General features: G+C 47.4%; 13 protein-coding genes, 1 pseudogene and 2 riboswitches. All 14 genes and pseudogenes read right to left on the bottom strand.

Translation table 11 applies throughout. From position 1 onward, the window contains the following. Positions 1-208: 208 nt before the first annotated feature. The 14 genes and pseudogenes from FGT79_RS27220 to hslO all read right to left on the bottom strand — a co-directional run bounded on the left by FGT79_RS27220 (position 209) and on the right by hslO (position 12195). Complete coding sequence (locus FGT79_RS27220) at positions 209-1012, bottom strand: transglutaminase family protein (protein WP_138755996.1); 804 nt, start codon at positions 1010-1012, stop codon at positions 209-211. Between the two features lie 13 nt (positions 1013-1025). Next, positions 1026-1103: riboswitch (cyclic di-GMP riboswitch) on the bottom strand. 45 nt (positions 1104-1148) lie between these two features. Continuing rightward, positions 1149-1227, bottom strand: a riboswitch (cyclic di-GMP riboswitch). A gap of 166 nt (positions 1228-1393) precedes the next feature. Next, positions 1394-2902, bottom strand: coding sequence for a lysine--tRNA ligase (gene lysS / locus FGT79_RS27225; protein ID WP_425465049.1), 1509 nt, complete (start codon positions 2900-2902; stop codon positions 1394-1396). A 177-nt stretch (positions 2903-3079) separates the two neighbouring features. Continuing rightward, positions 3080-3556, bottom strand: coding sequence for a transcription elongation factor GreA (gene greA, locus FGT79_RS27230; protein WP_138755998.1), 477 nt, complete (start codon positions 3554-3556; stop codon positions 3080-3082). Between the two features lie 274 nt (positions 3557-3830). Beyond that, positions 3831-3950 (bottom strand): annotated as a pseudogene (locus FGT79_RS27235) (tRNA-dihydrouridine synthase); the annotation flags it as partial. A gap of 42 nt (positions 3951-3992) precedes the next feature. Then, complete coding sequence (locus FGT79_RS27240; RefSeq protein ID WP_138755999.1) at positions 3993-4205, bottom strand: helix-turn-helix domain-containing protein; 213 nt, start codon at positions 4203-4205, stop codon at positions 3993-3995. Beyond that, positions 4157-4705 carry a 2-amino-4-hydroxy-6-hydroxymethyldihydropteridine diphosphokinase gene (folK, locus tag FGT79_RS27245; RefSeq protein WP_138756000.1) on the bottom strand — a complete coding sequence of 183 codons (549 nt, stop codon included), beginning with the start codon at positions 4703-4705 and terminating at the stop codon, positions 4157-4159. Before folK ends, FGT79_RS27240 begins: the two co-directional genes overlap by 49 nt. Then, positions 4683-5069 carry a dihydroneopterin aldolase gene (gene folB, locus FGT79_RS27250; RefSeq protein ID WP_138756001.1) on the bottom strand — a complete coding sequence of 129 codons (387 nt, stop codon included), beginning with the start codon at positions 5067-5069 and terminating at the stop codon, positions 4683-4685. Before folB ends, folK begins: the two co-directional genes overlap by 23 nt. Positions 5070-5125: 56 nt before the next feature. After that, entirely contained in the window at positions 5126-5974 is an 849-nt protein-coding gene (gene folP / locus FGT79_RS27255) for a dihydropteroate synthase (protein ID WP_138756002.1), read from the bottom strand. 29 nt (positions 5975-6003) lie between these two features. After that, positions 6004-6921, bottom strand: coding sequence for an aminodeoxychorismate lyase (gene pabC / locus FGT79_RS27260; protein WP_138756003.1), 918 nt, complete (start codon positions 6919-6921; stop codon positions 6004-6006). Next, positions 6918-7499, bottom strand: a complete 582-nt coding sequence (gene pabA, locus FGT79_RS27265; RefSeq protein WP_138756004.1) for an aminodeoxychorismate/anthranilate synthase component II — start codon at positions 7497-7499, stop codon at positions 6918-6920. Before pabA ends, pabC begins: the two co-directional genes overlap by 4 nt. Next, a complete protein-coding gene (locus tag FGT79_RS27270) occupies positions 7496-9100 on the bottom strand; it encodes an anthranilate synthase component I family protein (RefSeq protein ID WP_138756075.1) in 1605 nt (534 codons plus the stop codon). The genes pabA and FGT79_RS27270 overlap by 4 nt, the downstream gene beginning before the upstream one ends. Positions 9101-9214: 114 nt before the next feature. Beyond that, entirely contained in the window at positions 9215-10153 is a 939-nt protein-coding gene (cysK, locus tag FGT79_RS27275) for a cysteine synthase A (RefSeq protein ID WP_138756005.1), read from the bottom strand. Positions 10154-10281: 128 nt separating this feature from the next. Continuing rightward, positions 10282-11268, bottom strand: a complete 987-nt coding sequence (locus tag FGT79_RS27280) for a peptidylprolyl isomerase (protein ID WP_138756006.1) — start codon at positions 11266-11268, stop codon at positions 10282-10284. An 18-nt stretch (positions 11269-11286) separates the two neighbouring features. Then, on the bottom strand, positions 11287-12195 hold the full coding sequence (gene hslO / locus FGT79_RS27285; protein ID WP_138756007.1) for an Hsp33 family molecular chaperone HslO: 909 nt from the start codon (positions 12193-12195) through the stop codon (positions 11287-11289). Position 12196: the final 1 nt, after the last annotated feature.

The raw sequence follows: 12196 nt of genomic DNA on the forward strand, positions 1-12196 counted from the left end.
TTTCGTGTCGACCGTGTCTCTCGTTGGCGACCTAGATAATATATCATAGGCGCCTATCCCATTGCAAGTGTTTTTTTATTTAATTTACTATTTCTTTTTCTAGCCATTTCCTTCAACTACTCCAGCCCATTATACACGAAGGTACATTAATGAAAGAACATACAAAAAACGAGCTAAGCGTCTTCACGCCAAGCTCGTCCATTTATTCTTAATATTGTTTGGCAACCGTATATTTCGAAGCATCCTTAATCAGGTCATATTTCTTATTGCCCTTTTTGAGTCCTGCATCTACTGTTGTGTCAACAACTACCCATTTGCCATCCAGATATACTTCATTCCATGCGTGGTAAACATCTACATACGTCGATTCACCCATCATCAGCTTAGTCGGAATGTCCAAGCTGCGAAGCATTCCAGCAAACAATGCTGCATAACCGTAGCAAATGTCTTTTTTCGATTGGAAAGTGCGATCAATGCTCGGCAGGTAATCCACCGAAAGATTAGCAGCCAATTGATTATCGTAATTAATGTTTGTAATGATGTAGTCATAGACAGCTTTTACTTTCTCGCTATCCGTTTTTTTGTTTTTTGTTAGTTCTTTGGCTTTGAGAATCGCTTTGCTTGTATCTGTCCAGTTAATATTTTGAATGGAATTTAGATATAAGACTTTGTTATCTTTCAAGTTAAGTGTTACGGTGTCTTTCGCAACTAGCTTGTACTTGTTAGCCGACGCATTTTCGAGAACCGAAATTGTATATTGTCCGTTACCAAGTTGCAACGGAAATTGTTCCGCAGTTTTTCCACTGGTTAGGTTATACGTATAGTTCGTTTGACCTTTAGCAATCATAAGCTTTGTTTTCACCTTAGCATTGACTGGATAATTAATAGCAACGATTCCATTGTTAAGTTTAGTCGTATCCAACCATGTATCAGCTTCGCTTGCCTGAGCAACAGTCACATTAATAGAAGCAAATAGAACAAAAGCCGCGATTAGAAGAATGAATTTACGCATGAAAAAAACTCCTTTCGGTAGCTGGCTGCCATCTCTTGAAGGCCCTTTAGCTTTGCGTCCCTAGCTTTCGATAGGTTTGCCGTTATCGTGTGAAGCTTTTAAATGAATGTCTGTGAAAATAAAAAAAGCTTGTCCATTCGGTAGCTGGCTGCCATCTCTCGGAAGGCCCTTTAGCTTTGCGTCCCCACCTTTCGATAGGTTTGCCATTATCGTGCTCTGCTTTATAGTTCTAATATACCATATGAAACTAGCAAATCAATAGGTCATCTCTTATATATCTCATATTTCGATAGATTATAAGACTTTTTGACGCTCAAACTAGTTATCAGCCAAATAAAAGGAACCGCCTGCGCAAAAAGCCAGACGGTTCCTTCATTTTCTTTATTCAACAGAGCGTTGGTCTCTCATATGTGGGAACAGCAGTACATCGCGAATTGAAGGCGAGTCCGTCAATAGCATAATCAATCGATCAATTCCGATTCCTAGCCCGCCCGTAGGTGGCATGCCATATTCTAATGCACGGATAAAATCTTCATCCATCTCATGAGCCTCGTCATTGCCATGCTCACGCTCAACTAGCTGTGATTCAAACCGTTCACGTTGATCGATAGGGTCATTAAGCTCGGTGAAAGCATTAGCATGCTCGCGAGCCACAATAAACAACTCGAAACGATCTGTGAAACGCGGGTCAGCTTCGCTCTTCTTAGCAAGTGGCGAAATAGCCACGGGATGTCCAGTTACAAAGGTAGGCTGAATCAGAGTATGCTCACAGAACTGCTCGAAAAAGGCATTCAGGATATGACCAAAGGTCATATGCGCGTCAACCCCAACTTTATGTTCTTTAGCCAAGCGATGTGCTTCTTCGTCGCTCATTTCTACTCCGAAATCAACGCCCGTCGTTTCTTTTACCAGATCAACCATCGTTACACGGCGCCACTGCGGTGTTAAATCAATCGCTTGGCCTTGATACGTAATCTGTGTAGTACCAAGAACTTCTTGTGCGATATGTGCAATAACGTTCTCCGTCAATGCCATAATATCTTTGTAGTCGGCATAAGCCTCATACAGCTCGATCATCGTAAACTCCGGGTTATGCCGCGTCGACATGCCTTCATTACGATATACACGACCTATTTCGTACACCTTCTCTAAGCCGCCAACGATCAGACGCTTCAAATGAAGTTCAATCGCGATACGCATATAAAGCTGCATATCCAGCGCATTATGATGCGTTTCAAACGGACGTGCTGCCGCTCCGCCTGCAATGGAATGCAAAGTTGGCGTTTCAACCTCTAGATAGCCGCGGGAATCCAGGTAGCGACGCATCGATTGAATGATTTTGGAACGTGTAATAAAAGTCTGTTGAACGTCAGGATTCACGATCAGATCAACATATCGTTGGCGGTAACGAAGCTCTACATCTTTCAAGCCATGATATTTATCAGGCAGTGGCAGAAGCGATTTAGTCAGAACCTCGATGTCATGTGCCTTGACCGAAATCTCGCCTGTGTTTGTTTTGAACACAACACCCTGCACACCAATAATGTCACCAATATCGAGAAGATCGAATGCAGCAAACTTATGCTCTTCAACGGTATCTTTACGCACATAGATTTGGATCTTGCCGCTCAAATCCTGAATAGTAGCAAATCCAGCTTTGCCCATTCCACGTTTTTGCATGATCCGACCAGCAATACGAACCGAAACAGCCAGTCCTTCGAGCTCTTCCTTGCTGTGTTCTTCATGAGCTTGTACGATATCCTTAGCGTTATGTGTCCGTTCGAACTTCCGTCCGAAAGGATCAACACCTAATCCTCTAAGCTCATCCAATTTGTCTCTACGAATTTGCAAGAGTTCACTTAGCTCTTGCTCATTGTTTTCATGTTCCACTTCTTTCATCTCCTTGATCATTCGGCAAGCATAAGCGGCTGCGGCCAGATAATTGCGGTAAAATCCCACTTTCCGATAAAATATAAGCGCCGCATCGTCATGAAATATACGTTCTTATATTTTAAACGTTCAAAAAGCTTCCCACAAGGAAGCTTTCTAATCCGCACATAGCAAACCTTATTTTTTGATGTCGAGAATTTTGTATTGAATGATGCCGACAGGTACGCTGACTTCGACAACTGTTCCCTTTTTCTTGCCTAGAATCGCTTTCCCAACCGGGCTTTCATTGGAAATCTTATTCTGTAGCGGATCTGCCTCTGCTGTACCTACAATGGAATATTCCATGGTGTCGCCGTATTCCATATCTTCAACCGTCACAATCGAACCGATGCTCACGGTATCAATGTCGATATCATCATTATTTATTATACGCGCATTGCGCAGCATTTTCTCAAGGGTAAGTACGCGTCCTTCGATAAACGCCTGTTCATTCTTCGCATCCTCGTATTCGGAGTTCTCGCTTATATCACCGTAACCAATGGCTACTTTAATACGTTCGGCAACCTCGCGACGCTTGACCGATTTTAAATTCTCTAATTCATCTTCGAGCTTGCGCAGCCCTTCTTGAGTCAGAATGATTTGCTTATCGTTCATCTTTCCGATTCTCCTGTCATGTGACTAATTTTTCATACCTTGTATGAATTCACTGATACCTAATATATTACGCTTCCTGATCCTCATACCTACAGTTGTTTGAAGCGCTCTTGATGTATTCGTTAGATTATATTGCACGATTATATTGCAAGGCACTCTGAATGTCAATCAAAGCCAGCTGACCCATTAAAACCGTTACGATGGGATAAACTTCAGCAGAAGCCGCATGATAGCGGCTTTTGTCGAACAGTGTCGGTTGGCCTAATTAACGTCAATTGCCGATAACGGGAATAGATACCGCTTCTTTGACATCCTTTATAATGTCCCAATTCGCCTTGCCCGAATACAACTGCTCTCAAGTGCGTCCGTGAACGCTTACGGCCTTGCACCCAGCGCACTAATTGGTTAGCATTCTTATCCTATTCCTGCAGCAACGCTATTCACGATCAATAGACATAAGTTCCTCGTAGCTGATACCTAGCGTCTTGGCAATATGACTTAATAGCTTAGGGTCTGTCTTTCTTGTTCCGCGCTCTAACGATCCGAGAACGGCCACCGATACGCCAAGTTCCTTGGCCAGCTCCTGCTGTGTATATCCCTTCAGCTTTCGAAAGGCTCTGACGCGCTGCGCCAATTGATTGTTTTCCATAACGTGATGCCTTCCTTTCCATCCAAAAGCGCCACCCTGGACGCTGCGCTTACCTCCTGCTGCAGCTGATGCGAATAATCCAAAACATCATGCAGCGGCACCAGGACAAACGCCCGCTCCATCATGCGCGGATGCGGCAAGGTTAATTCCTCTTGATCCATTCTGACATTATCATATAGGAGCAGATCAAGGTCAATGGTTCTAGGTCCCCAACGTATTTGTCGAACTCTTCCTAATTGCTGTTCGAATTGAAGCAGCTGCCTTAGCAGCATTAGCGGAGAGAGTGTCGTTTGCACAGCCAAAACCATATTGAGAAAAGGAGGCTGCTCCGTGTAGCCAACCGGATCCGTCTCATACATGCCGGATACCGAGCTCACTCTGACATCTGGATGAGTGTCCAGCAGGCTAATTGCAGACAACAGCAATTGCTCACGATTGCCCATATTGGAGCCTAGGGCAATATAAGCTTCTGCTTCCTTATGCGGGAATTGTTCGTCCATCAGCGTCCCGCTTTCTGCGCAGCTCCACCGTTACTCCGTCAAAATGGATATCAAACGGCGGGTTTGGCTTGGTTACTCGAACCGTCACTTCATTTACCATAGTATAAGCTTCCAGTACCCGTGTTGCAATGTGACCTGTCAAAGCTTCTATTAGCTTGAAAGGAGGGCCTTCCACTATCTTTTTGGCCAGCGCGTGTATCTCAGCATAATTGACCGTATAGGCCAAGTCATCGGTTATAGCAGCCTGCTCTAAATCCATCGTAAGCTCAACATCCACTTCATACTTCTGTCCGAGCTTGTTCTCCTCAGGAAATACACCATGATAACCATAAAACTTCATTCCCTTGATACTCATGTTGTCCATTAAACTACTCTCCCAACATTTTAGCGTTTCTAATCGGCATAAGCGTTACCTTTTATTTAGCCGCGGTATACGATGGCGTCTGCCATGAGTGCAGCGCGTTTGATGGCGCCAACGTCATGAACACGCATCACTTGGCAGCCCTGTGCAATGCCAAGGACGACAGTCGCAGCAGTCCCTTCAACTAGCTCCAGAACGGGGCGATTCAATGTCTGTCTAATGAATCCCTTGCGAGAAGTACCAAGCAGCACCGGATAACCCAGTAAGGCAACCTCCGATAAATGACCAAGCATCTCCAAGTTATCTTCATAGGTTTTGGCAAAACCAATACCCGGATCAAGCCATATTTGATTCTCTTGAACGCCAGCAGACCGTGCCAAGCTGACACTTCCACGCAAATCAGCAAGCACATCCGGAACCAAAGCATTATAGTCCCTAGCATGGCGATTGTGGCTAATTATAACTGGACAGCCGTACTCTGCCGCGACTGATGCCATATTAGGATCACCCTTCAGGCCCCAAATGTCATTGATAATATGAGCGCCAGCCTCAAGCGCTTGGCGAGCGGTCTCTGCTTTATACGTATCAATAGACAGCGGCATATGAGGCAGCGCTTGGCGTACGGCGCGAATGACAGGAACAATGCGCCGCACTTCCTCTTCAAGACTGACCGGCTCAAATCCAGGACGGGTAGACTCTCCCCCAATATCCAGAATATCCGCACCGTCCTTCGCCATCTCTTCTGCGTGAGCAACTGCAGCATCAATATCCATATAGCGGCCGCCATCCGTAAAGGAATCGGGGGTAGCATTCAGAATGCCCATAATCAGCGTGCGCTTGCCCAGTTGAAGCGTCGCTCCCCCTCCGAAATCATAGGTTCTATGATGAAAAGCAGGGCGTTGATTCATTTTGGAATCCTCCAGTTTCATTGTATTCGCTAAGCATTATCCCTTATAGCCGTGCGAGTTGATACGTTCATCTCATTCGCAGTCGTAGACTGTCTGTACATCGATAAAAGCTGCCTCGTTATTGCTCCCGCTTCCCCGCTTCCGACAACATGAGTTTGACCCATCGTATCAGTCAACCTCGTGACAGGTACAAGCTCCTGAATCGAATTGGTCAGCCAAATCTCATCCGCCTGCTGCAGCTGTTCCCGGCTATATAAGCCTTCTTCTGCTGACAAGCCCGCACTACTGGCTAGTTCCAGCACTCGCCCCCGTGTAATGCCTGGCAATATGCCTGTAGAGATGGCTGGTGTGTATATGACATTGTTTTTGACAAAAAACAAATTGCTGACGATGCCTTCTGCCAACCAACCCTCATGGCTGAGCATTAATCCTTCTGCCCCCACGGAGGCCTTGCTCGATAGAAGCTCACGCTTAGCAATAATATTGTTCATATAATGGAGGGACTTGTAGCGAACATCGCCTTCCGGCGTGTTCCGCCGCGTATGCATAAGCCGCAGCTCCCTTCCGTGCATATGAACCGCATCATTCGCTGGAGGCAAAGCCTTTACTAGAATGAGCACGTTCGGCCGCTCGTAATCACCCGTCGGCAATCCAAGCTCTGACTCTCCTGCACTCACGGTCATACGTATATAGGCATCCTCTAACTCATTTGCCTTCAGCAATTCCTCCAACAAGGCGATAAGCTGCTCAGGGTCAGTCTGATAACGGATGCCAAGTTGTTCACAACCTGCATGCAGACGATCCAAATGCCGATCCAAGAGGTAAGGTACTCCACCATAGGTACGAAAGGTTTCAAATAGGCCCATGCCGTACAAAAAACCGTGATCATAAACAGAGATCACGGCTTCGCTTGCTTCCAGAACGGAGCCGTTCAGTCCGACTTTCATCGTACAGCGCCCGTCCGGTTTTGTAAGAAATTGCGAAGCATCGTAAGGCCATGCTCCGTGATAATCGATTCAGGGTGGAATTGTACACCTTCAATCGGATATTCCTTATGGCGAAGACCCATAATCTCACCTTCCTCTGTTTCCGCTGTAATCTCAAGACAATCTGGCAGCGTTTCACGGCGCACGATGAGAGAATGGTAGCGCGTAGCTGTAAATGGCGATGGTAATCCGGCAAAGGTAGCTTTCCCTTGGTGATGAATCGCCGAGGTTTTGCCATGCATAAGCTTCTCCGCGCGTACGACTTCCCCGCCAAAGGCTTGTCCAATGGATTGATGACCTAAGCAGACGCCAAATATAGGAATGACTCCTTTGAAATGCTCAATAAGCGCCAGACTAATCCCTGCTTCATTGGGCGAACAAGGTCCCGGCGAAATCAGGATGTGGTCAGGCGCCATAGCTTCGATTCCCGCCAGATCAATCTCGTCATTGCGTTTCACCGTTATTTCCTCGCCAAGCTCACCCAAATATTGAACGAGATTGTACGTAAAAGAGTCATAATTATCTATTACTAATATCATGTTAAGGCTCCCCCTCTATCCGGCTCTGCTGCTTGTCCATGGGCCGCAAAGCGTTCACTATATTGAATGGCTTTCCATAACGCCTTTGCTTTGCTCAAGGACTCCTTATACTCTCGCTCTGGATCAGAATCAATCACAATACCCGCGCCCGCTTGAATGTGAACAATTCCGTCCTGAAGCGCCATCGTTCTAATAATGATATTAAATTCCATATCGCCATTGTAGTCAATCCATCCAAGCGAACCCGTATAAGGACCTCTGCGCGCAGGCTCCAGCTCTTCAATGATCTCCATCGTACGAATCTTAGGAGCTCCCGTAATGGTCCCTCCCGGGAAAGTAGCGGAAATCACATCATAAGCGTCCTTACCTTCAGCTAGGCGCCCTTCCACCTGTGATACCAGATGCATCACATGCGAGTACTGCTCGATTACCATCAGCTCTTCTACCTTAACCGTACCATAAGCCGAAATTCGTCCCAGATCATTCCGCTCCAAGTCGACAAGCATAATATGCTCGGCTCGCTCCTTCTCATTCGACAGAAGCTCATTAGCCAGTCTTTGATCCTCAGCCTCGTCATTCCCGCGCCTGCGCGTACCAGCAATCGGTCTTGTCACAAGCTTGGTTTCCTTCAGCTCAACAAGCAGTTCCGGCGAGGCGGAGACCAGTTGAAAATCCGGACAACGCAGAAAGCCCATATACGGCGAGGGGTTAACTAATCTCAGCCATTCATAAAGCTCCTCGGGTGGAGCAGCAACTTCCTTGCTCTGCCTGACAGACAAATTCACTTGAAATACGTCACCCTGCTCAATGTAGCGCTGAATTTGAAGAACAGCCTCCATATAGGCTTCTTTGGGAAAAGGTGACGTAATATCTGCGAGTGTCGGCAGCTCCATCTGCAGTTGATCGTCCGCGAGCAGCAGCTGCCGCTTCTTACGCATCGATTCCGCTTTCACCTTAGCCTTTTCTTCGTCGAACCAGGTCAGCCAATAATCAGTCATGCCTTCCGCTCTCGACAACGCTCTTTCATAAGCTGCACTCAGCTCTTGCTCATCGGCATCAAGCTCAATCCCAGTATGAATCGAGCAATAAACCTTCTCCTTGGCGTGATCGATAATCCACAGCTCATTTATTTGCATGAACAAATAATCCGGTATGCTAAGGTCATCCAATGCCAGCACCGGCAAACGTTCTATCGTACGAATGATGTCATAGCCCCAGAATCCGACGCAGCCGCCAATCCATTTCGGCCCATCTACAACTCTTGGTCCCGTCTTGCCGCTCATCCACTCACGCACCACTTCAAGCGGGCTCCCGCTCCATTTGCGCTTGCTTTGCTCCTCCAGCGACTGAAAGGCTACTGATTCGGCAGATACGCCCTTTCCGCGAATAACAGCGTCTGGGTGCAATCCCAAATACGTATAACGACCGTCCTTGCCGCTCTCTAGTACGAATGCGTATGGCGAAGCATCTTGCCACACCTCTTCCCAAGATAAGACCCCTGCCCGAAGCTCCAGCTGAAAAGGCAGTTCCACAACCAGCGGCAACGTTGTATATTTCTGTTCGGCGTGCCACCGAGTCCACTGCTCCATAGCGGTGACCATCACCTTCTACCCCCGTAAACATCACTTATTTTGCTCAGTATACCGAATAGCCAAGTAAAAAGAAAGCCTTCCATTCCGAGGAATGAAAGGCTGCTTTGGTACACGTATATAAAATTAGTTTTCGAAGTTGAACAATGGAGTGGACAGGTAACGTTCGCCGTTGCTCGGAACAATCGCTACTACACGTTTGCCAGCACCAAGCTCCTTCGCTACTTGCAATGCTGCATAGATCGCTGCTCCAGAAGAAATACCGCAAAGAATACCTTCTTCTTTGGCTGCACGGCGAGCATAGTCAAATGCATCATCATTCTCAATCGTTATAACAGCATCATAAATTTCACGGTTCAAAATGTCAGGTACGAAGTTTGCACCGATACCTTGAATTTTGTGTGCGCCTGGCTTGCCGCCCGATAGGATTGGCGAAGCCGCAGGCTCAACTGCGTAAATTTTGATACCTTCAAAGTTTTTCTTCAGAACCTCGCCAGTACCGGAAATGGTACCGCCAGTACCGATACCTGCTACGAATGCATCCAATTTGCCATCAAGGGAATTGATTGCTTCAACGATTTCAGGTCCAGTCGTCTCACGGTGAACCTTCACGTTAGCTTGGTTTTTGAATTGTTGCGGCAAGAAGTAGTTAGGGTTCTCCGCTGCAAGTTCTTCAGCCTTGCGAACAGCCCCGTTCATTCCTTCTGAACCTGGCGTCAATACAAGCTCTGCACCATAAGCGCGAAGAAGGTTGCGACGCTCAATACTCATTGTTTCTGGCATAACAAGGATAGCCTTATAGCCTTTTGCTGCTGCTACAAGTGCTAGTCCGATTCCTGTGTTACCGCTAGTAGGCTCAATGATGGTATCGCCTGGCTTAATAATTCCTTCTTGCTCAGCTACCTCGATCATGCTGATTGCAATACGGTCTTTAACACTTGCGCCTGGATTCTGGTACTCAAGCTTCACATAAACCTCTGCGCTGCCCTCAGGTACAAGACGATTTAAACGAACTAACGGAGTATCACCAATAAGATCAAGAACACTGTTCACAATTTTGGCCATGGAAATAACTGCCTCCTTATTCCGACTAATTCAGTTGGTATTTTCACTAATTCCATCTTATCAATGTCTTGTAGACATTGTCAATAGTGACTTTCTCACTCTATTGAAAACGTTGCCTTTAAGACTGACTATTCCAATTTTGTCGCATCATATTTGCCGAGCAGCGCATCTTCCAATTCAGCAAGCGAATCGCCCTGCGCAAGTGCCAGTTGTTTGCGCACAGCGTCGTGCAGCTTTCGGCCCGACATGGCGGTAGTCGTTTGGCGTTCAATAAGTCGAATGACGGCATAGCCCCCATCCACCTTAATCGGACCTGCCATCTCGGCAATCTGAAGCCTGCTGGCTGTTTCTAGAATCTCTGCATTATAAAAGGGGTCATCCACATCAATTAAGCCGAGGTCGCCGCCGGCATCCGCCGTAAAAGCATCTACCGAATACGTGCGCGCGAGCAGAGCAAACTCCTCGCCGTCTGCAAGCAGTTCAAGCACAGAGTTCGCTTCCTTCAACGACTCTGTCATGATCCATTGTAGATGAAGCTGCGTTCTTGCTTCAAACTCTTCTGGATGATCAGCGATATAACGATCTACCTCTTCATCTGTTATATGGACACTGCGAATGATCATTTTCTCCATAAGCAGACGGTAGCGTAAATCCTCAAGCACCTGCTCCTTGCTCATCCCAAGCTGCTCCAGCATCACCTCATAATAGCGCGATTCACTCTCATAGCCCTCAACCATCCTGGCCAGCTCGCGGGTCTGCTCATCTGCAGTTATGCTCAGCTCAGATCCCTCTGCTTCCAAATCAATAACTCTGCGAACCATCAAAGACCGCAATGTCGCTTCGCCATATTGCTTATAGAGCTCGCCCTGCAGCTCAGCCGCTGTAATCGTATCCTTACCTACCCTAGCAACGATTCGACGCCCGTCATCCTGCTCCGAAGCGTCCACTCCAGCGGAATCAGCAGGATCTTCTTCACTTCCGACATTGGCAGGCGGTTGACTACCCAGCTGCCGCTCATTTCCCGGCCATACTTTAACGATAACAACTACCGTCAGCACGACCATACAAACGGCTTGAAGGATAACAACGGCTCTAAGCACCTCGTATTTCCTCATACCCCTAAGGCCTCCAATTTATTGGATCGGCTTCGGTTTCGCTTGAGCTAGCAGCAGCTCCAGCTGAGCCCGTTCAAAGACATACGCTTCGTTGCAAAATTGGCAAACGACTTCCGCTTTTCCGTCTTCATCAATAATTTGCTGCAGCTCATGCTCACCTAAGCTGAGAAGCGTCTGCTCCACACGTTCGGATGAGCAAAAACATTGAAACTTGAGATCCATCGTAGCATGAATCTGCAAGTCGTTGTCGCCGACAATCCGCCTAAGCAAGTCCTCAGGCGTCTCTCCTTCAAAGAGAAGAGTCGTTACAGGAGGCATGGATGCTAACGCTTGCTCCAGCTGCGTAATCTCCTCATCCGTTAGTCCTGGCATAAGCTGCACGATGAACCCGCCTGATTCTAGTACGGCGTTATTATCCGTGTCCACCAGCACGCCGAGCCCAACAGCAGAATTCGTCTGCTCCGATACAGCAAAATAATAAGTGAAATCCTCCCCAAGCTCTCCTGATACGATTGGTACACTGCCCCGGTAAGGCTCCTTCATCCCCAAATCCTTGGTGATATGCAGATATCCACTGGTCCCAACCGCACCTGCCACATCCAGTTTGCCATGCGCATTGCTTGGCAAGTGTACCTCAGGATGATCGACGTAGCCGCGAACCTCTCCGTCCGCATTCGCATCAACGACGATTTGGCCAATCGGCCCATCGCCCTTTACTTGAATGGTCAGCTTCTCTTGTCCCTTCAGCATAGCTCCCATAATGGCTCCCGCCGTTAATGTCCGGCCAAACGCAGCCGTAGCTGTAGGGAAGGTACCGTGCCTTCGGCGAAGCTCCTCAACAAGCTGAGTCGTGCGAGCCGCGAACACTCGAATTTTTCCGTTCCATGCCGTACCTCGTACCAGCACGTCCTTCAGCTGGTTTTCCATT

The organism is Paenibacillus sinopodophylli (assembly GCF_005930355.1).
In the GTDB taxonomy this organism is placed as follows: Bacteria; Bacillota; Bacilli; order Paenibacillales; family Paenibacillaceae; genus Pristimantibacillus; species Pristimantibacillus sinopodophylli.